Here is a 21,702-nt window from a genome sequence, read left to right on the forward strand (position 1 = left end):
TGCGGCTTACCGCACATCTAAATGTTCGAAAATTTTCCTTTAACAGCCCTTCGATCAGTATTTTCAATCGAAGTTAACTGGCTGTGGGCGACTTTATGGGCTACCATTTTCGCAAATGAACATTAATGTTCGAATTCCAATACAGAAAATCATAAAAGCCCGAGGCTAGCCGATGCCCACTTCTACCTTGCCTACGCCCCCTCTCGCTGAGATCTACGATATCGCCGTCATCGGTGGCGGGATCAATGGCGTGGGGATCGCAGCGGATGCCGCCGGTCGCGGTCTTTCGGTGTTTCTTTGCGAAAAGGATGACCTGGCCAGCCACACCTCGTCAGCCAGCAGCAAGCTGATCCACGGCGGCTTGCGCTACCTTGAACATTACGAATTCCGCTTGGTGCGCGAAGCCCTGGCCGAACGCGAAGTGCTGCTGGCCAAGGCCCCGCACATCGTCAAGCAGATGCGCTTCGTGCTGCCGCATCGCCCACACCTGCGTCCGGCCTGGATGATCCGCGCCGGTCTGTTCCTTTATGACAACCTCGGTAAACGGGAAAAACTCGAAGGCTCGAAAAGCCTGAAGTTCGGCCCGGACAGCCCGCTTAAAAGCGAAATCACCAAAGGCTTCGAATACTCGGATTGCTGGGTCGACGATGCTCGTCTGGTGGTGCTGAACGCCATGGCCGCCCGCGAAAAAGGTGCCCACGTTCACACCCAGACTCGCTGCGTCAGCGCCCGTCGCACCAAGGGCATGTGGCACCTGCATCTGGAGCGCGCCGATGGCAGTCTGTTTTCGATCCGCGCCAAGGCGCTGGTAAACGCCGCAGGCCCATGGGTCGCCAAGTTCATTCGTGACGACCTGAAGATGGAATCGCCGTACGGCATCCGCCTGATTCAGGGCAGTCATCTGATCGTTCCGAAGCTGTACGAAGGCGAACACGCGCACATTCTGCAAAACGAAGATCAACGCATCGTGTTCACCATTCCGTACCTGAACCACTTCACCCTGATCGGCACCACCGACCGCGAGTACACCGGCGATCCGGCTGCAGTTGCGATCACTGAAGGCGAAACCGATTACCTGTTGAAAGTGGTCAACTCCCATTTCAAGAAACGCATCAGCCGCGACGACATCCTGCACAGCTATTCCGGTGTTCGCCCACTGTGCAACGACGAATCCGACAACCCGTCGGCCGTTACCCGCGACTACACCTTGGCACTGTCGGGCACCGGCGAAGAAGCGCCGCTGTTATCGGTGTTCGGCGGCAAGCTGACCACCTACCGCAAACTGGCCGAGTCGGCGCTGGCGCAACTGGCTCCGTACTTCAAGGACATCAAGCCGAGCTGGACCGCCAGCGCTACCCTGCCGGGCGGTGAAGACATGACCACCCCGCAAGCCTTGTGCGCCTTGATCCGTGACAAATTCGACTGGGTGCCGACCGAAATTGCCCGCCGCTGGGCCACCACCTACGGCAGCCGCACCTGGCGCATGCTGGAAAGCGTGCAGAATCTCGGCGATATGGGCGAACACATCGGCGGCGGGCTCTACACCCGTGAAGTCGATTACCTGTGCAGCGAAGAGTGGGCGACCACCGCGCACGACATTCTGTGGCGTCGCAGCAAGCTGGGGCTGTTCACTACTCCGGCGGAACAGGAAAAGCTCAAGGATTACCTGAACAAGGTCGAACAGAACCGCAGCAAGATCGAAGCGGCCTGATCGGCAATCCGGTTAAAGCCAAGCCCCTGAATCTCACGATTCAGGGGCTTTTTTGTAGGCGCTTACTGCGCCAGATGCAGCAACAGGAAATCAATGAACGCCCTCGATTTGTGGGGCAAATGCGGGCTGTTGGGAAACACCACGTTGACGGACTGCGAGGGCAGCGAATAGTCGGGTAACAACCGGATCAGCCGCTCGCTGGCGATGTCGTCCTTGACCACCCAGGAGGGCAGCACCGAAACACCTAGCGACGACAACGTCATGGAACGGATGGCCGTGGAAGAATTGGATTCAAACTGATTGATCCCATTGATCTCGACATCACCCATTTGCGGATGGCGCAGCGTCCACTGAGTGGGCGCCTGCAGGTTGCTATTGGCAATCCACGGCACCGCATTCAGGTCCTGAGGTTTTTGCACTGGGTGACGCGCAAGGAACGTCTTGGTAGCCACCAGGACAATCTCATAATCCGCCAGTTTACGGCTCTTGAAAGCCGAGTCCGCCAAGTTTCCAAGACGGATAACCAAGTCTAACTTTTCTGCCACCAGATCATTGAGTGACGAATTAAAGTTATAACTGAGTTTTATTTCCGGGTAGCGCTCTATAAATTGCGGGATCAGCGGGAGAATATACGCTTCACCGTATTCACTGGTGGAACTCAACCGCAATTTACCGGACACCCTATTATGTCCTTTCAATACATTACCAAAAGCATTATCGATATCCGCGACAATACCTTTGAACTCTTCATAAAAATCCTGACCGATTTCGGTGAGGGATATATTTCGGGTATTTCGAATCAACAACGTCGCTGACAGCACGTCCTCTAGCGCCTTGACATGCAGGCTGGCCATGGCTTTGCTGATGCTCAGGTAATTGGCAGCCTTGGTGTAAGAACCAAAATCGACCACGGCCAGGAATGTCTGGACCCGATTAAGATGAGTGTGCATAGCAATATGGCTCACTGTTAAATCCCGTCAAACATTGTTTCAAGGATAGTCGTATCGACAGTTCAAGTCCACCGCCCCTATGCTTTGCGGCAAAGGGGAAACAACATGACCTATCGCTACAAAGTTGCACTAATATTCCTGATCGGTTTTTTTATAGACTGCATTAACATCTTTATGTCGGCGGTTGCATTACCGAGTATATCGACGGCGCTGCACGTTAGTACTTCAGACGTTGCCTGGGTGGCTAACGCTTATATTCTGGGGCTGACACTGATCATCCCGGTCAGCACCTGGCTGGCCGGTCGTTTTGGCAGCCGGGAAATCCTCACCGCCTCGATGATCGTATTCACAGGCTCCGTGTGGATGTGTGGGCTGGCCAACAGTTTCAACGAACTGGTGATCTGGCGCTTCGTCCAGGGCGTTGGCGGCGGACTGTTGATTCCTGTCGGCCAGGCGCTGACGTTCAACCTGTTCAAGGGTGAGCAGCGGGCGAAAATATCCACATTGGTCATGGCCGTTGCCCTGATAGCGCCCGCCATTTCACCTACCATCGGCGGCGTCATCGTCGACAGCAGCTCCTGGCGCCGGGTCTTCTACAGCAACATTCCGTTCTCGCTGATCGCTGCATTGTTGTCCTGGTTCTGGATCAACGAAGCGCGCCCGACGAGTTTGCCCAGACCCGACATCAAGGGCTTGCTGCTGGTTAGCGCGGCGCTCGGCAGCCTGCTGATGGGAATGTCGTTGTATGGCGGCGACGCTCCGGCAGGGGTGGCCGCCCTCTTCGTCATGGCCGGCGTTACTTTCGTCGTGCTATACGGGCTGCACTACCGCACCTGCAAAAACCCGATCATTGAACTGAGCCTGCTCAAAAGCAAAAAACTCAGCACCTCCATCTTTATCTATTACGCGATTCCAGGTGTGTTCACCGGAGTCAACTTGATGAACATCTTCTTCCTGCAAAACACCCTGCACTTCAGCGCCCGACTGACAGGGATGTTCATGATCCTGTATGCCATCGGCGCGTTCATCGCGATGTTGATCTGTGGCCGGGTCTATAACCGGATGGGCGCAAAGCGGCTGTTTGCCCTGGGCATGCTGTTACACAGCGCTGGCATTGCCACCCTGTTACTGGTGAACAATCCCTCAGACCTTTGGATGATTGTCATCGCCTACAGCTTGATGGGGATCGGCGGCGGCATCGGTGCCAACACAGCACAAACCACGTCATTGATGGACTTTGAGGGCAGTGACACCCACAAGGCCAGTGTCATCTGGAACATCAACCGACAGATGTCATTCAGCATCGGCGCTGCCCTCTTCCTGATGGTTTTCAACCTGCTCTTGAAGCATTTCGATACCACCCAGGCGTACCACGTGACCTTCGCCATCGCCGCGCTGGTGGGCCTGTTTCCACTCTTTCAACTGAGTCAGTTGAACACTCAAAAGGACTGTCATGCACAACAAAATAGTTGAACAGGCGCACCACAGCATTCATCACGTGCACGCGTTGATCCACACCCTGTTCACCGATTCAAACGGTAAGGGGCAGGCCGCTTTCGAGCCGCTGATGTCGGCATTCGCCGAGCACTTCACCATGGTTACCACTTCGGCCGCCATCGTCAGCCGGGCGATGGTTGAACAGATGTTCAAGGGTGCGGTCGGCGCCAAGCCAGGTCTGGAAATCGTCATCAGCGACCTGCAGACGGTATGGCAAGAAGGCGCCAGCGTGGCGATCCGCTACCAGGAAACCCATCGCCTCAACCAGCGCGAAAGCTCACGGGTTTCGGTGGCGATCATTGGCATGCATCACCACAACGCCCAATGGACCTACCTGCATGAAACGCCGCTAAGCCAGGAAAGCTGATTCTCGTATGAACGGCACGATCACTGACTCTTATCTGGCCAATAGGGCGTTAGCGGCCGCAAACTCCATTCGGTTTTCCGAACGCGACCTGTCGGTCGATTCGGTTAACCGGATTCTCCAGCATCAAAAATCTCGCCATAAATATTTAATCCCCTTATAAATCAATAGTTTGATCTATTCAGCCTAGCCTGGCACGAGTCATGCTCTACACTCTTGGACGAATGACCGCTGTGCCAACCCTTCAGGAGCCGGCAAGCATTCGAAGCACGAAAAGGGCCGATGAACTGGCTCCATATAAAAACAATGTCGAGGAAAATTTGATGCGCATCGTTCCCCATCTCCTGGGCGCAGCCATTGCTGCCGCTCTGATCAGCACTCCAGTTTTCGCCGCCGAGCTCACCGGCACCCTGAAGAAGATCAAAGAGTCCGGCGTTATCACCCTCGGGCATCGTGACGCTTCCATTCCGTTTTCCTACATCGCGGACGCTTCTGGCAAACCGGTTGGCTACTCCCACGATATCCAGCTGAAAATCGTTGAAGCCATCAAAAAAGACCTGGACATGCCGAACCTCCAGGTCAAGTACAACCTGGTGACCTCGCAAACCCGTATCCCGCTGGTGCAGAACGGCACCGTGGACGTCGAGTGCGGCTCCACCACCAACAACGTCGAGCGTCAGCAACAAGTTGACTTCTCCGTCGGCATCTTCGAAATCGGCACCAAGCTGCTGGCCAAGAAAGATTCGCCCTACAAAGACTTCGCCGACCTTAAAGGCAAGAACGTCGTGACCACCGCCGGCACCACGTCCGAGCGCATCCTCAAGTCGATGAACGCCGACAAGCAGATGGGCATGAACGTGATCTCCGCCAAAGACCACGGCGAGTCCTTCAACATGCTGGAATCGGGCCGTGCCGTTGCTTTCATGATGGACGACGCCCTGCTGGCCGGTGAAATGGCCAAGGCCAAGAAGCCGACTGACTGGGCCGTAACCGGTACTGCACAGTCCTACGAAATCTACGGTTGCATGGTCCGCAAGGGTGACGCACCGTTCAAGAAGGCTGTGGATGACGCGATCGTTGCGACCTACAAGTCCGGCGAGATCAACAAGATCTACGAAAAATGGTTCATGGCGCCAATCCCGCCAAAAGGCCTGAACCTGATGTTCCCGATGAGCGACGAGCTCAAGGCCCTGATCGCCAATCCGACCGATAAAGCGGCTGACGACAAGAAATCCTGATTTCTGACTAACCTTATCTCCTGACAGGGCGCTGCCCTTTCAGGGGATAGTCATTCCCTGCTGGCATTTTTGGAAACACTCGAACCGGTGGCTGTCGAGCCGCTCGTGTGTGCCTGACCGTAGTGGTCTGTACGGTCAGTTCGTTAGCTCAAATTCGGTGCCGGAAGTTCATATCCAAGGCGCTGTGACGAGTCATAGCCCGCTATGGCGAGGAACAGCAACGCAGGAGATGGACTTCCGGGGCCGGAGTTGAGCTGACAGAACTGACCACACAGACCACCTAGGTCGGGCGGGAACGGAGCTTCCCCAGGCGGGCATTTGTATATCGAACGATCTGAGGGGAGACCCTAATGAATTACAACTGGGACTGGGGCGTTTTCTTCAAGTCCACCGGCGTTGGCAGCGAGACGTATCTCGACTGGTACATTTCCGGTTTGGGCTGGACCATCGCCATTGCCATCGTGGCCTGGATCATTGCCCTGACGCTGGGCTCGATTCTCGGCGTCATGCGCACCGTGCCGAATCGCATCGTGTCGGGCATTGCGACCTGCTACGTCGAACTCTTCCGTAACGTGCCGCTGCTGGTTCAGCTGTTCATCTGGTACTTCCTGGTGCCCGATCTGCTACCTCAGAACCTGCAAGACTGGTACAAGCAGGATCTCAATCCGACCACCTCGGCATACCTGAGCGTCGTCGTCTGCCTGGGCCTGTTCACCGCCGCTCGTGTTTGCGAACAGGTGCGCACCGGCATCCAGGCGCTACCGCGTGGCCAGGAAGCCGCTGCTCGCGCCATGGGCTTCAAGCTGCCGCAGATCTACTGGAACGTGCTGCTGCCCCAAGCCTATCGGATCATCATTCCGCCGCTCACCTCGGAATTCCTGAACGTGTTCAAGAACTCCTCCGTCGCGTCGCTGATCGGCCTGATGGAGTTGCTCGCGCAGACCAAACAGACCGCCGAGTTCTCCGCCAACCTGTTCGAAGCCTTCACCCTGGCAACGCTGATCTACTTCACCCTGAACATGGGCCTGATGCTGCTGATGCGCGGTGTCGAGAAGAAAGTCGCCGTACCGGGCCTGATCTCCGTAGGGGGTAAATGATGGAATTCGACTTCTCGGGCATCATCCCGTCCCTGCCGGGATTGTGGAACGGCATGGTCATGACCCTGCAACTGATGGCGCTGGGCGTCGTCGGCGGGATCATCCTCGGCACGATCCTGGCGCTGATGCGTCTGTCCCACAGCAAATTGCTGTCGAACATTGCCGGCGCCTACGTTAACTACTTCCGCTCGATTCCGCTGCTGCTGGTCATCACCTGGTTCTACCTGGCGGTGCCGTTCGTACTGCGCTGGATCACCGGCGAAGACACCCCGATCGGCGCGTTCGCCTCGTGCATCGTGGCGTTCATGATGTTCGAAGCGGCGTACTTCTGCGAAATCGTCCGGGCCGGTGTCCAGTCGATCTCCAAGGGTCAGATGGGTGCAGCCCAAGCCTTGGGCATGACGTATAGCCAGATGATGCGGTTAATCATCCTGCCGCAAGCGTTCCGCAAGATGACCCCGCTGCTGCTGCAACAGAGCATTATCCTGTTTCAGGACACCTCGCTGGTCTACGCGGTCGGTCTGGTGGACTTCCTCAATGCCTCGCGTGCCAGTGGCGACATCATCGGTCGCTCCAACGAGTTCCTGATCTTTGCAGGTCTCACGTACTTCACAATCAGCTTTGCCGCCTCGCTGCTGGTCAAGCGTCTGCAAAAAAGGTTTGCCGTATGATCTCTATCAAGAATGTCAACAAGTGGTATGGCGACTTCCAGGTACTGACTGACTGCAGCACCGAGGTCAAAAAAGGCGAAGTGATTGTGGTGTGCGGGCCGTCCGGCTCCGGCAAATCCACCCTGATCAAATGCGTCAACGCCCTGGAACCGTTCCAGAAAGGCGACGTAGTGGTCGATGGCACCTCCATCGCCGATCCGAAGACCAACCTGCCGAAACTGCGTTCGCGCGTTGGCATGGTGTTCCAGCATTTCGAACTGTTCCCGCACCTGACCATCACCGAAAACCTGACCATCGCGCAGATCAAGGTGTTGGGCCGCAGCAAGGAAGAAGCCACGAAGAAAGGCCTGCAACTGCTTGAGCGCGTCGGGCTGTCTGCCCATGCGCATAAGCATCCGGGCCAGCTCTCCGGTGGTCAGCAACAGCGTGTGGCGATTGCCCGTGCGCTGGCGATGGACCCGATCGTCATGCTGTTCGACGAACCGACTTCGGCGCTGGACCCTGAAATGGTCAACGAAGTACTCGACGTGATGGTGCAACTGGCCCACGAAGGCATGACCATGATGTGTGTGACCCACGAAATGGGCTTCGCCCGTAAAGTGGCGGACCGGGTGATTTTCATGGACCAGGGCAAGATCATCGAAGACTGCATGAAAGAGGAGTTCTTCGGCGACATCAACGCCCGCGCCGAGCGTACGCAGCATTTCCTCGCCAAGATTCTGCAGCACTAAGTCCTGCCACCGCTTCCACCCCTGTGGGAGCGAGCCTGCTCGCGAAGACGGCTTAACAGTCAACATCGACATTGACTGACCCACCGCTTTCGCGAGCAGGCTCGCTCCCACAATGGGCCGGCGGCGATTCACAAGTAAGTGTTGTGGTTGACCCAAGGCATCTGTGATGAAATGCGACCCCACTCTCTATCGCGCCGCGCCGCCATCACTCGCCGTGAAACCCCGTCTGATTCGCCATCTGTTCCTGCCGCCGCTGGTCATCGCCCTGATGATCGGATTGGGTTACCTCGGTTTCTGGGTCAGTGAACACTACGGGATTCGCAGCCTCAGCGAGAACGGCCAGCGTCAGCTGGAACTGCACGCCCGCGCTGTCGAGAGCGAGATCAGCAAGTACACCTACCTGCCCAGCCTGCTGGAACTCGAGTCCAGCGTTTCGAAGCTGTTGGCCGACCCGTCGCCAGAACACCGGCAGACGGTCAATGAATACCTCGAAGGCCTGAACCGGCGCAGCCGCAGTCGGGCTATCTATGTGATGGACACCACAGGCCGTGTCATGGCCACCAGTAACTGGCGCGATGTCGACAGTTACCTGGGCGAAGACCTGTCCTTCCGCGCCTATTTCCAGAATGCCGTTCGCGGTCAGCCGGGGCGCTTCTATGGCATCGGCAGCACCAGCGGCGAACCCGGTTACTACCTGGCTCATGGCCTGGAAGAGCACGGCAAGATCATCGGCGTCGCGGTGGTCAAGGTCCGCCTCGAAGCCATGGAAGAACGCTGGCAGCGCGCGCGGCTGGAAGCTTTCGTCAGCGATGAAAACGGCATCATCATTCTTTCCAGCGATCCGGCACGGCGCCTGAAATCGGTTATTCCGTTGAGCGACGAAACGAAAGAAAAGCTGGCCCGCAGCCTTCAGTACTACTGGTTCCCGCTGAACGAACTGCAACCGCTGGCCCGGGAAAAACTGGCCGAAGGCGAGGAAAAACTCACCTTCCCCGCCAACAGCGAAGTGGAATCAGATGAAGAGGACATCAGCTACCTCTCGCAAACCCGGCCATTGAGCGATACCCCGTGGAATTTCACCCTGCTCACCCCCCTGCAGGATTTGCGGCGCGAAGCGATCAATCAGGGGATTCTGGTGGCGGTGGCGTTTGCCCTGGTGGCGTTCCTGCTGATCGCCTGGAACGAGCGGCGCAAGGTCATTGCAACGCGCCTCGCCGCCCGGGAAGCCTTGCAGGAGGCCAACAATCAACTGGAGCGTCGGATTACCGAACGCACCACTGATCTGCGCGCCAGCAACGAACGGCTCAAGGGACAGATCCGCGAACGGCGTCTGGCCGAAGAGACGCTACGCCGCGCCCAGGATGAACTGGTGCAGGCCGGTAAACTCGCGGCCATCGGCCAGATGTCCACCAGCATCGCCCACGAATTGAACCAACCACTGGCGGCGCTGCGGACCTTGTCCGGCAACACCGTGCGGTTTCTGGAACGCGGTCAGCTGGACGTTGCCAGCACCAACCTCAAGACCATCAACGAACTCATCGACCGCATGGGCCGGATCACCGCCAGCCTGCGTTCGTTCGCTCGCCGCGGTGATGACAAAGGTCAGGGCAGCCTCGGCAAAGCGGTGGATGCAGCCTTGCAGCTGCTCGGTGGTCGCGTGGAAAGCGCTCATCTGCAGCTGCATCGAGACTTCGCCGATCGGCAGGTGCAGATCGACCAGACGCGCCTGGAGCAGATTCTGGTCAACCTGATCGGCAACGCCCTCGACGCCATGCAGGCACAGCCGCTGCCGGAATTGTGGCTCGAAGGCGAAGAGTACGATGGTAAATATCGCCTTCGCGTACGCGACAACGGCCATGGCATCGACGCCGAAGCACGCAAACATCTATTCGAACCGTTTTTCACCACCAAACCTGGTGAACAGGGCCTGGGCCTCGGCCTGACCCTTTCCGCCAGCCTGGCCGCCGCCACCGGCGGTCATCTGGGTGTCGAGCACCCGGCCAGCGGTGGTACCACCTTCGTCCTCAGTTTACCGTTGGTAAGCCCCACTCACGCCGAGCCAATATGAACAACGACCTTAGTGTGCTGATCGTCGAAGACGACCCCCATGTGCTGCTCGGCTGCCAACAGGCGCTGACCCTGGAAGACATTCCCTGCGTGGGCGTCGGCAGCGCCGAAGAAGCGCTGGAGCGGGTCGGTGACAACTTCGCCGGCATCGTCATCAGCGACATCCGCCTGCCGGGCATCGACGGTCTGGAATTGCTGACCCGACTCAAGGCCCGCGACCGCAGCCTGCCGGTGGTGTTGATTACCGGTCACGGCGACATCTCCATGGCCGTCGGCGCGATGCAGAAAGGCGCCTATGACTTCATGGAGAAACCTTTCTCCCCCGAACGTCTGGTCGATGTGGCGCGCCGTGCGCTGGAGCAACGCAGCCTCGCGCGGGAAGTCTCTTCGTTACGTCGGCAACTGGCGGAACGGGATTCCCTCGAAGGCCGGATCATCGGCCGCTCGCCAGCCATGCAGAACCTGCGGGAATTGATCGCCAACGTTGCCGATACCTCGGCCAACGTGCTGATCGAAGGCGAGACCGGCACCGGTAAAGAGCTGGTTGCGCGTTGCCTGCACGACTTCAGTCGACGGCACACCAAGCAGTTCGTCGCGCTGAACTGCGGTGGTCTGCCGGAGAACCTGTTCGAAAGCGAAATTTTTGGCCATGAAGCCAACGCCTTCACCGGCGCCGGCAAGCGGCGAATCGGCAAGATCGAACATGCCGACGGCGGCACGCTGTTCCTCGACGAAGTGGAAAGCATGCCGCTGCCACTGCAAATCAAACTGCTGCGGGTGTTGCAGGAACGCACCCTCGAACGCCTCGGGTCGAACCAGAGCGTGGCGGTGGATTGCCGGGTGATCGCGGCGACCAAGTCTGATCTGGATGAGTCGAGCAAGGCTGGCGAGTTTCGCAGCGACCTGTATTACCGCTTGAACGTGGTGACCCTTGAATTACCGCCGCTGCGCGAACGCCGTGAAGACATCCTGCAACTGTTCGAACACTTTCTGCAGCAGTCGTCCCTGCGCTTCGACCGCGCGGTGCCGGACCTGGACAACCAGACCCTGTCGAATCTCATGAGCCACGACTGGCCGGGCAACGTGCGCGAACTGCGCAACGTCGCCGAGCGTTTTGCCCTCGGGCTGCCGGCCTTCAAGAAATCCGGCGCCAGCGGTAGCAATCAGGGCCTGGCCTTCGCCGAAGCGGTAGAAGCTTTTGAACGTAACCTGCTGAGCGACGCTTTGCAGCGCAGTGGCGGCAATCTGACCCAGGCCAGTCTGGAACTCGGGATGGCCAAGACCACGCTGTTCGACAAAGTGAAGAAGTACGGGCTGAGCCACTGATGGACCTGATCCTCAAAGCAACCCTGGGCGCGGCCGTGGTGGTGATCCTCGCCGCGTTGGCCCGGACCAAAAACTATTACATCGCAGGATTGGTGCCGCTGTTTCCGACCTTTGCGCTGATTGCTCATTACATCGTCGGCAAGAGCCGTTCGCTGGAAGACTTGAAGACCACCATCGTGTTTGGGATGTGGTCGATCATTCCTTACTTCATCTACCTGGCGACGTTGTATGTGATGGTGGACCGGATGCGGTTGGAGGCTTCGCTCGCTGTAGCGGCGGTGGCTTGGTTGATGGCGGCTACGGTGTTGGTGTTGGTTTCGGTTTGGGTTCGTCTTCACGGCTGACTGATGTGATCGCTTTTAGTACCACCCCTCACCCCAGCCCTCTCCCCACGGGGGAGAGGGGGAAAGGGAGCCGATCTTCATGCTTCTAAGCCTGAGTTCGATCCCACAGAACCTCACCCGTTAACCGTCCCACCCTTCGCCTCACTCATGATCTGCCGAATCGCCCCGACAAACGTCTCCACTGGCTGCCCGCCAGTGACGGCGTATTGTCCGTTGAACACCACGGTCGGCACCGAACTGACGCCTCGCGACAGCCACAACTGCTCTTCTTCGAGAACCTCTTTGGCGAACTCGTCCGACGCCAAAATCGCCTCGGCTCGGGACCGATCCAGCCCCACGCTTTCGGCGATCTGCGCCAACTGCCCATGGTCGGACGGATTGCCGCCCTCGGTGAAATACGCCTTGAACAGCGCCTCTTTCAGATTGAACTGCAACCCTTCCAGTCCCGCCCAGAACAGCAAGCGGTGGGCGTCGAAGGTGTTGTAGATGCGACTGTTGCCGTCCGTGCGAAACGCAAACCCGACCTCGGCGCCGCGCGCGCGGATCATCTCGCGATTCTTCTGGGATTGCTCGGGCGTCGAGCCGTACTTCTCGGTGATGTGTTCAGTGATGTTCTGTCCTTCCGGGCCCATCTTCGGGTTCAGTTCGAACGGCTGGAAACGGATCTCGGCCTGTACCTCGTCGCCCAGCAAATCCAGAGCCCGGGTCAGGCCGTAGAGGCCGACGACGCACCAGGGGCAGGACACGTCGCTGACGAAATCGATTTTCAGGGGGGTACTCATCACACACCTCGCAGACTGGAACGCGCCGGAAAGCTCGAACGATACACCCGACGAGGCCGAGGTGGCAGCCACTCCATTGATCCCACATTTGGATTTGGGGGTTACAGGAGATTTGGTTTCGCCACCGGATCAATCTGCGCCCAATGCGAGGTGTCTTCGCGGTGGGCCTGCAAGTACGGCAACACCGCCGCCAGCAATGGCACCTTGAACGCCTCCTGGAAACGATGGGCCAACCCCGGAATCAGCTTCAACTGACTGCCGCGGATATGCGCCGCCAGGTGCACACCGTGCATCACCGGCAGCAATGGATCAGCAGTGCCGTGAACCACCAGCGTCGGAACGCGCAGTTGATTGAGCAGTGACACACGACTGCGCTCGGCAAGGATCGCCATGATCTGGCGCTTCACGCCCTCGGGATTGAACGCCCTGTCATAGGACTGCGCCGCCTGATGCAGTAGTGCTTGCCGATCATCGCTCACCGTCGGGCTGCCCAGCGCCGCCAGCAAATCGGCTTGCTGCTCCAGTGCTACTTCGCGATTGGGCGCCCCACGGCGCGACAACAGTTGTACCAACGCCGCACTCGGTGCCGGCAAGCCTTCGGCCCCGGAACTGGTCATGATCAGGGTCAGGCTCTCGACCCGTTGCGGCGCCATCGCTGCCATGTGCTGGGCGATCATCCCGCCCATGCTCGCGCCCAACACGTGGAATTGCTCGACGTGCAACGCATCCATCAATCCAAAAGCATCGTCAGCCATATCGGTCAGGGTGTACGGCGCCGACACCGGCAAACCGAGTTTGTAGCGCAGCACTTCAAAGGTCAGGTTGGCATCGACGGGCGCTTGCCGCCAGGTCGACAGGCCGACATCGCGATTGTCATAACGAATCACCCGAAAACCCTGCTGACACAGCGCGACCACCACCTCGTCCGGCCAGTGAATCAGCTGCCCGCCAAGGCCCATTACCAGCAACAACGCTGGGTCCGAGGCACGGCCGATGCTCTGGTACGCCAGGCTCACCTGTGCCAGATCAACCCGTTCGGTCGGAACATTGATATCGCAACGAGACGCCGCCAAGGACGGCAGGCCGAACAACAGCGCGGCCAGGAAAAAGAAAACACGCATGAAAAACACCGAAACGCAGAACTCCAGTAGAGCGCGAGTCTGATGAAGTTTGTTCAAGCGCGCTGCCACAGTTACGTGACAGTTTCGTGAATATCGCCCAATGGTCGATGCGATAACTATGTAGTGCCATGGACGGTGGCGAGTTTCTTTTAATGGCGCTCGTCAAGAGCGGATACGCCGCTCCCCTGCACAAGAGCCACGTTGCCATGAATGAAAGAGCGTTCAGCGCCCTGCCCGTCTCCCCGCCGGTCGTGATGGCGGCCCATCCGCCCCTGAAGAACAACCCCGATGAAAGCCTGTTGCTGAGCGCCTCGACCCGCTGGCGCGACAGTAGCCAGGCATTGCACGCGTTATTCGCCGCCGCGCCGCAGAGAAACCACCGCACTGAACAATCGCTCAACCAACGCTGGAATGCCTACTGGGACGCTCGAGCCCCCGGCACGCCGGTGTCGCGGCGCGAGCGGGCGGGTCAGTTGTACTGCAACCATTTCGAGGCCACCGCTCAAGTGGCGTTTGCTCGCAGAACCCTGAGCGCCGAACAGTTGAAGCCGCTGCTGTTGATCATCGACCCTCCCGTCGAAGGGTTTAGCCTGGACAATCAACCCATCCATACCGAGCAGCTGACCCTGATCCTGAGTGACAGCGGCACACTAAAACTCCCCGCCGCCTGGGTCATCAGCGTGGGGAATCGGGCGCCCGTCGCGCAGTTTCTGTATCTGCCCTGCCGGCCTGTTCCCATCCAGATCTTCAATCAGCGCAGCGACATGGAGCACTGGCTGTCTCGACAAGCGCTCATCCCGCAGGGCCTGCCCGACGATGACTTGCGCTTCGAATACACAGCGAACTCCCAGCCGCTAACGGCAGGCATCACCGAACTGCTTTTACACCCGCAGCACGCAAACGCAGTCGTTTTCGCCTCACCACCAGACCTTGGGGAACCGCCGTCAGACAACGGCATTGATGATGAAGAGCAACCGTTATTCGACAATCTGTTTGCCGATATTCCCTGGCCCCAGCGGCAGGCCTCGCTGAACAAGCAGCGCGATGCGCTCGAAACGCTGTTGGGAGATGAGCTCGAAAGCGACCGCCAACAGAAATTCAAAGAGGCACTGAAGGCGCTCGAGACGGCAGAGCAAGCCGCCGATACAGCTGCATCCGCGCTGCTTTACAGGTCGCGCACTTTCGACTTTGTGACCCTCAACCGCGAGTTCAGCGCGCTCTATCAGGCGCACAAGGATGGCCTGGGTGCCGAGGCCCAGCTTCAACTGGCCCTTAGACAGGTCAACAGCGATGAATCAAGCCTGCTCAAAGCGGTGTTGGACACGCCGCTCGCTGCCGATCGCGATGCCACCATCACCGCGGCCAGCCTGACACTGTCGCTGACCGAACCGAATGTCGGCGTCTTGACCCAGGAGCTCAACGGACCCTTCGTCATCACCCGAGCGCCGCTCGACGCCGCATCGCCACACAGCCTTTTGCTGTACTGGCCCGGTACCGGCGGCGGCTTGCAACGGTTCGCCAACCGCACAGAACTTGAGCGGCACGTGTTCAAGATTCAGGACCAGGATAAGATTCTGGCGTTGCAGCCGAAAAACATTCATACCGACCCGCTGCAATACAGCCTCAATAAACAAACGACCCATTTCGAAGAAAAGGCAGCGCAAATACGCCAGCAATATCCCGATGCAGCCCAGGCTCTACAGCGTGCAGGCGAACTGGAAAAGCTACGCAAACAAACGTTGGCCACCTTACAAGTCCCGGTGCCGGCCGCTAGAAGTCTTGCCTTTTCGCACCTGTTGGAACAAAGCCGCAGCGTTGCCCTCTTCTCCTTGCTGCCCGAGTGGCTGGCCAATTTATCGGCGTTCGACCGCGTTGAACTCAAGACTTTGGTTGAGGCTTACATCCTGGCGATGCGCCGTAGCCACGAACAGCTGGAGATCGCCCTGGCGCCCCGTGACGAATTCACCCGTCAACATTTGCATGCCCACCTGCGAAAAGACTTCTCGCTCCTGGGGCATTTTGACGTACACCTTGATCTGCCCGACTCGGTCACTCTGCAAAAACAACTGGTTGATGGCGCAGCCCCGGGAACCCCGCAGAAACTCGTCGCGGTTCCCAGTACGACCCGCAACAAAATGTCACTCGAAGACCTCGCCCAGCTCAACATCGACAACACCCCATCGATGCAGCGGGAGCCTCTTTCGCTGCGACTGGGCTTTATGCGGGTGCAAGTTACAGCCGCGATCCCCACCGAACGCCGGACATTGGCAAGCGGCATCACCCTGCCCTGGCTGCGCAAGGTCCTGCCCGAGCTTGATCTACCTCAGGCGTACGAAACACTGATCCGCGGCGCATTCATGGGGTCGGCCAGCGAGACTGCGTTCGTGAAAGAGCATCGCCGCGAATGCCTGATCGAGCCCTGGCGCCTGATGCTCAAGTTGCAGGGGAAATGCGCGCGCCTGCAAAAACAGATCAATCAAAACGAATGGCAGGTATTGAACATCGCCATTGAGGCCAATACCCCAGAAGCCTGGAACGTGGACGGCAAACGCATCGTGCTCCTGGCGGCGTACCTGAGCGCCGGGGGCAAGGACACGCAAAACGAGGGGCCAACCACCTTGTCTGGCGTGACCTTCATTGAAGAGCAAGTCAGCAAGGTGACCCTGCTTTATCTACCTGATAGCCCCGACGGTCAGTTTTTGCGGCGCTACAACACTCTGGAAGCCGCTCGCAGGGCCTTGTTCAATCTGTGCCTGCGCAGCGAGATGGTCAGCTACCTGGCAGGACGAGCCTTGCACGGCAAGGTGCAGGCCCATATCAGCCGTATCAACCAGGCCGTGCTTAAACACTTCGACGCCATGATCGGCGTCGGGGTGCCTTGGCCGAAAACAACATCACTGGCGGCCCATCTGCTCAATGCCCATATGGGACGCCTGATCGAAGCGCATCGCGGAACCTCCCGTTCCAACGATGCCTTGTATCTGGAGCGCTACGCGCTCAGTGGTCCGAGGGCGTTCAATTACATGAAGATGGCGTTGGGCGTGGTGCCCTTTGTCGGCTCGGCCATCGCCCTCTACGATGCCTGGACCAGTGCCAACCGAGCCGTTGCGGCCCTGTTGCGCGGCGACATTGGCGATGGACTGACGGAGATTGAATCGGTGCTGCTGTCACTGATCGATGCCGCCATGGACATACTTCCCGGCGCTTCCGTGGGGTCCAGGTCAGCCAAGGGCGCTCGATCACTGACGCGTATTCGTCAAACTGAAGCATTGGGCAAAAGCGTGGGTGCGCTGTCAGGGATGTCAAGGCGTCAAGCGCGGCATGGTTTCAATCGCTTCGCCGGTTACGATTACGAAAAACCGATCTCCCTGACCGGTCTGCAACCGGCGACCCACGGGGTCTACCGCAATATCTACCGTCACGCAGACGGCGACTTTATCGTTCGCCAGGGACGCATCTTTCAGGTTGAACGCAGCACGGACTCACGAAACTGGCGACTGACTGGCACTCGTCAAAAAACCTACAAACAACCCATCGGCCTTGATGAAGCAGGCCATTGGGACACTTACTTCGGTGTCTACGGGGTGACCTTCGAGGGGGGTGGGCTCGGCGGTGGCGGTGTGCTCGGGCATCTGGCAGATACGCTTGATCCGCTCTGGCCGGCCGCCATTCGCGAACGCCTGCCGCGATGGTGGGTCGATGAGGCTTTCCGCCGGCAGAACGCATTGACCGAAGCGGCAGACGACTTTGCCCCGCAACTCGATACCCGGGTTGCGCGTACCAACGCCGCCATTGAACAGTACGATGCCAGCCCCGTAGAACACCGTCCGACACTGATGCCGGCTACCGAAGCTGCGTGTATCGGCGACATTGAACTGGCCAGCAGACACTACCAGACACTGGTTGACCTGTTGCCCTTGACCCACGGCAACAAACGGCGTGTGCTGCGAGACGCGCAAAGCCATGACGCGTTGTTGATTGCCGATCGGTACAAGCGTCGGGTGTTCTTTTCCAATCACCGAGCCGATCCGTTGATCGACAGGATCGACGACCTTATCGACCGCCTGGACGCACTGCCGAACACTGCGCTCAGCGAACGCTTTCGTCTGCTGCGAGAAACCCGATTGGTGCGTGTGGACTTTCTGCGCGAACTGGAGCAAATCGATGCTGCGATGCGCGACCTCAACGTGTGGTACGAGCGCATAACAGTCAGCACCCACAAGGCGCATCTGACCTCCGAAGTCATGATGTTGAACGGGAGGCTCAGCGAGGCCAATCTGCTCTACTTGAGAACCGGCCACCTGCTGGAAATCGTCAAACGCTTTGACACAACCCGAGATATCTCCTGGCTCTATCTGCAAGCACAGGCAGAGAATCTGCGGGCCAAAGTCGATCGCGCCTTGTTCACTCAATACAGCCTGCCGGAAGTCACCGCCACCAGAGCCCAGCGCAACCGGATATTGCAGGAGTGCCTCGATCTTTACAGCGAGTTTCGCCGCAACATGAATGCCTGGACCACCAGCTACCCACAGCACTTCCATCTGGACGCCGTCGCGCCACTGTTGGAGGGTATCGAGAAAATGGCCGAACGGGCGCGCAAGGCCATCGATCAGCCGACTCCCCCTTCCCCTGCCGGGCAACGCAGCAAAAAAGTGTTCACCACCGAAGACGATCAATTGCTGATTGGGGTGGAGCGCTGGGAACCGACGACCCAAAAGCACCAGTACTCCCTGACAGGCCAGGGCGGATTTGAGGAGGTTTGGGAACAAGGTTCAAATGGCAAGTTTCGCCTGCTGAACCCGCCGGAACAGGCAATTCGCCCTGTGCAAAGGGACCTTGGATCTTTGGTCGAGGATGCTCAGAGCCGACTGCAATCACAGCAGTCTTACAAGGCCAAGGTTCAATCCTACGCAGCTCAAGACATGCTCCCGGTCGATCTGGAACACATGATGGTCAGCGAGGCCAGCGAGCTGACCCGCCGCGCGCTCAACATCGAAGAGATTGCTCCGCAGAACGCCATCATCCAGCAACTGCGCGACAAGGCCACCGAACTCACCACCACCGGACGTGAAATGCGCACACGGCAGTCGTTGAGTACTAAAAAACCTACCGATGGAATGCTCGATGACCTGGTCCGCCACAACGCATTGGAGATACGCAAAACGAGCCCAATGAAAAACCTGGGCAAACGTCCTGACGGTCGAATCGATTACCTGCAGGAATACGAAGTATGGGATTTGACTGCAACGCCTCCCAAGGTGCTGTGGTATGCCCATTTCCACTATGCCAAGGCAGCACCCACCTTCGATGTGTTCGAGAAGGCCCATCTGAAACTGCCGGAACACCGATTTCTGACCCACGCCGATAACGCCGCGCTTCCCTATGCCGATATCGGCAAGAAGTCAGCGGCACTCAAGCATTTCGAGCAGGTTTAGAACGCAAAACGGGAGCGGTTTGTCCGCTCCCGTTTTGGCTACCTTATGCCAATTGGCTTCTCAACTGCCGCGCCGCCGCCACCATGTTGACCAACGCCGCCTCAGTCTCAGGCCACGCCCGAGTCTTCAACCCGCAATCCGGATTGACCCACAACCGCTCGGCTGGAATGCGCTTCACGGCTTTGCTCATCAACTTGACCATTTCGGCCGTGTCCGGCACCCGTGGCGAGTGGATGTCGTAGACGCCCGGGCCGATGTCGTTCGGATAGTCGAACGCTTCGAAAGCCTCCAGCAATTCCATGTCCGAACGCGAGGTTTCGATGGTGATCACATCGGCGTCCATCGCCGCGATGGACTCGATCACATCGTTGAATTCGCTGTAGCACATGTGGGTGTGGATCTGGGTTTCGTCACGTACACCGGAGGCGCTCAAACGGAAAGCTTCTACCGCCCAATCCAGATATTCCTGCCATTGCGCCCGACGCAGCGGCAAGCCTTCACGGAAGGCGGCTTCGTCGATCTGCACGATCTTGATGCCGGCGCTTTCCAGGTCCACCACTTCGTCACGCAAAGCCAGGGCGAGTTGCTGCGCCTGAATTTTGCGCGAGACGTCTTCACGCGGGAACGACCACATCAGCATGGTCACGGGGCCGGTGAGCATGCCTTTCATGACCTTGTCGGTCAGGCTCTGGGCATAGGTGATCCAGTCGACGGTCATGGCGTTCGGACGGCTCAGGTCGCCATAGATGATCGCCGGTTTCACGCAGCGCGAACCGTAGCTCTGCACCCAACCAAACCGGGTGAACAGATAGCCGTCCAGCTGCTCGGCGAAGTACTCGACCATGTCGTTGCGTTCGGCTTCACCGTGTACCAGCACGTCCAGCCCCAGGCGTTCCTGGACTTGCACGGCGTGGCGGATTTCGCTGTGCATGGCGTCGGTGTAGTCGTTGGCCGACAGTTTGCCTTGCTTGAACGCCTGGCGTGCCAGACGGATCGAACCGGTCTGCGGGAACGAACCGATGGTGGTGGTCGGGAATGCCGGCAGTTTCAACTGCGCACGCTGCTGCTCGATGCGTTTGGTGAACGGCGAGTGGCGTTGGCTGTCCTTGTCGCTGATGGCGTTTATCCGTGCCTGCACCTCGGCTTTATGGATACGCGGTGACTCGGCACGGCTGGCTTGAATCGCACGGCTCTCAGCGAGGGCGGCTTGCACCTTGGTAGATTGCGGGTCGTTCAGAGCATCGCGCAGCACGGCGATTTCGCCGCACTTCTGCACGGCAAACGCCAGCCAGCTTTTCAGTTCCGGATCGAGTTTGTCTTCGCGATCCAGATCCACCGGGCTGTGCAGCAGCGAGCAGGAACTGCTGACCCACAGGTTGTCGCCAAAGCGTTCCTGGGCCGGCTGCAGTTGAGCGAGCACTTGCTCCAGTTCGCAGCGCCAGACGTTGCGACCGTTCACCAGGCCCACCGAGAGAATCTTGTAGGTCGGCAGACGGTCCAGCACTTGGCCGAGCTGATCCGGGGCGCGCACGGCGTCGATGTGCAAGCCTTGCACCGGCAGGCTGACCGCCAGGCCGAGGTTGTCTTCCAGTCCACTGAAGTAGGTCGCCACCAGTTTTTTCAGCGGCGAGTATTGAAGGATGTGATAGGCGCGTTCGAGAGCGTTTTTCCAGGCCTGTGGCAGGTCAAGGGTCAGGATCGGCTCGTCGATCTGCACCCACTCAACGCCTTGAGCGGCGAGGCGACCGAGGATTTCGCCGTAGATCGGCAGCAGGCGTTCCAGCAGGTCGAGTTTGTCGAAGTCGTTGCCTTTGGCTTTGCCCAGCCACAGGTAAGTCAGTGGGCCGATGATCACCGGTTTGACGTTGTGGCCGAGGGCCTTCGCCTCGTCGACTTCGTCGAACAACTGTTCCCAGCTCAGCTTGAACTGCTGGTCAGCGGTGAACTCCGGGACAAGGTAGTGGTAGTTGGTGTCGAACCACTTGGTCAGTTCCAGGGCGTATTGCGCTTTGCTGTGTTCGCCGCCGCAGCAGGCAGTCGTGGCGCCACGGGCCATGGCGAACAGGGTGTCGAGGGTCGGCAGGCCGCGCGAGTCCTTGGCACTGTCGAAACGCTCGGGGATCACACCGAAGGTCAAGGAATGGGTCAAGACCTGGTCGTACCAGGCGAAATCGCCCACGGGCAGCAGGTCGATGCCGGCGTCTTTCTGCAATTGCCAGTGGGTGGCGCGCAATTGGCGGCCGACGCTTTTCAGCGCGTCCTGATCCAGATCGCCCTTCCAGTAGGATTCGAGGGCTTTTTTCAGTTCGCGGTCCGCGCCGATGCGTGGGAAACCAAGTGTATGGGCCAGAGCCATGGTGAATTTCTC

General features: G+C 58.6%; 15 protein-coding genes. 11 read left to right on the top strand and 4 right to left on the bottom strand.

The window, feature by feature from the left end; all coding sequences use genetic code 11:
• Positions 1-172: 172 nt before the first annotated feature.
• On the top strand, positions 173-1,711 hold the full coding sequence (gene glpD, locus QFX16_RS23475; RefSeq protein WP_283181536.1) for a glycerol-3-phosphate dehydrogenase: 1,539 nt from the start codon (positions 173-175) through the stop codon (positions 1,709-1,711).
• Positions 1,712-1,773: 62 nt separating this feature from the next.
• Here the strand turns inward: glpD and QFX16_RS23480 are convergent, their stop codons facing one another.
• Positions 1,774-2,661 carry a LysR family transcriptional regulator gene (locus QFX16_RS23480; RefSeq protein ID WP_283184623.1) on the bottom strand — a complete coding sequence of 296 codons (888 nt, stop codon included), beginning with the start codon at positions 2,659-2,661 and terminating at the stop codon, positions 1,774-1,776.
• Positions 2,662-2,766: 105 nt separating this feature from the next.
• On the opposite strand from QFX16_RS23480, the gene QFX16_RS23485 reads away from it, so the two are divergent.
• The 9 genes from QFX16_RS23485 (at position 2,767) to QFX16_RS23525 (ending at position 11,996) form a co-directional block, all read left to right on the top strand.
• Positions 2,767-4,134, top strand: a complete 1,368-nt coding sequence (locus tag QFX16_RS23485) for an MFS transporter (RefSeq protein ID WP_283181537.1) — start codon at positions 2,767-2,769, stop codon at positions 4,132-4,134.
• Positions 4,115-4,525 carry a DUF4440 domain-containing protein gene (locus QFX16_RS23490; RefSeq protein WP_283181538.1) on the top strand — a complete coding sequence of 137 codons (411 nt, stop codon included), beginning with the start codon at positions 4,115-4,117 and terminating at the stop codon, positions 4,523-4,525. The genes QFX16_RS23485 and QFX16_RS23490 overlap by 20 nt, the downstream gene beginning before the upstream one ends.
• 320 nt (positions 4,526-4,845) lie before the next feature.
• The gene (locus QFX16_RS23495; RefSeq protein ID WP_283181539.1) at positions 4,846-5,760 is read left to right on the top strand and encodes a glutamate/aspartate ABC transporter substrate-binding protein; all 915 of its coding nucleotides are present in this window, start codon (positions 4,846-4,848) and stop codon (positions 5,758-5,760) included.
• A gap of 350 nt (positions 5,761-6,110) precedes the next feature.
• Entirely contained in the window at positions 6,111-6,857 is a 747-nt protein-coding gene (locus QFX16_RS23500) for an amino acid ABC transporter permease (protein ID WP_283181540.1), read from the top strand.
• Positions 6,857-7,528: an amino acid ABC transporter permease gene (locus QFX16_RS23505; RefSeq protein WP_095132566.1), complete on the top strand. Its 672-nt coding sequence runs from the start codon at positions 6,857-6,859 to the stop codon at positions 7,526-7,528. Before QFX16_RS23500 ends, QFX16_RS23505 begins: the two co-directional genes overlap by 1 nt.
• On the top strand, positions 7,525-8,259 hold the full coding sequence (locus tag QFX16_RS23510; RefSeq protein WP_129438052.1) for an amino acid ABC transporter ATP-binding protein: 735 nt from the start codon (positions 7,525-7,527) through the stop codon (positions 8,257-8,259). The genes QFX16_RS23505 and QFX16_RS23510 overlap by 4 nt, the downstream gene beginning before the upstream one ends.
• Before the next feature lie 166 nt (positions 8,260-8,425).
• Positions 8,426-10,327, top strand: a complete 1,902-nt coding sequence (gene aauS, locus QFX16_RS23515) for a two-component sensor histidine kinase AauS (protein ID WP_283181541.1) — start codon at positions 8,426-8,428, stop codon at positions 10,325-10,327.
• Complete coding sequence (gene aauR, locus QFX16_RS23520) at positions 10,324-11,652, top strand: two-component response regulator AauR (protein WP_008155247.1); 1,329 nt, start codon at positions 10,324-10,326, stop codon at positions 11,650-11,652. The genes aauS and aauR overlap by 4 nt, the downstream gene beginning before the upstream one ends.
• A gap of 8 nt (positions 11,653-11,660) precedes the next feature.
• Positions 11,661-11,996, top strand: a complete 336-nt coding sequence (locus QFX16_RS23525) for a GlpM family protein (RefSeq protein ID WP_283184624.1) — start codon at positions 11,661-11,663, stop codon at positions 11,994-11,996.
• 113 nt (positions 11,997-12,109) lie between these two features.
• On the opposite strand, the gene QFX16_RS23530 is transcribed toward QFX16_RS23525, so the two are convergent.
• The gene (locus tag QFX16_RS23530; protein ID WP_283181542.1) at positions 12,110-12,778 is read right to left on the bottom strand and encodes a DsbA family oxidoreductase; all 669 of its coding nucleotides are present in this window, start codon (positions 12,776-12,778) and stop codon (positions 12,110-12,112) included.
• Between the two features lie 101 nt (positions 12,779-12,879).
• On the bottom strand, positions 12,880-13,899 hold the full coding sequence (locus QFX16_RS23535) for an alpha/beta fold hydrolase (protein ID WP_283181543.1): 1,020 nt from the start codon (positions 13,897-13,899) through the stop codon (positions 12,880-12,882).
• A 206-nt stretch (positions 13,900-14,105) separates the two neighbouring features.
• On the opposite strand from QFX16_RS23535, the gene QFX16_RS23540 reads away from it, so the two are divergent.
• A complete protein-coding gene (locus QFX16_RS23540) occupies positions 14,106-19,334 on the top strand; it encodes a dermonecrotic toxin domain-containing protein (protein WP_283181544.1) in 5,229 nt (1,742 codons plus the stop codon).
• A 43-nt stretch (positions 19,335-19,377) separates the two neighbouring features.
• On the opposite strand, the gene metE is transcribed toward QFX16_RS23540, so the two are convergent.
• Entirely contained in the window at positions 19,378-21,690 is a 2,313-nt protein-coding gene (gene metE, locus QFX16_RS23545) for a 5-methyltetrahydropteroyltriglutamate--homocysteine S-methyltransferase (protein ID WP_283181545.1), read from the bottom strand.
• Positions 21,691-21,702 lie beyond the last annotated feature (12 nt).

The sequence above is a fragment of the Pseudomonas svalbardensis genome (genome assembly GCF_030053115.1).
Lineage (GTDB): Bacteria > Pseudomonadota > Gammaproteobacteria > Pseudomonadales > Pseudomonadaceae > Aquipseudomonas > Aquipseudomonas svalbardensis.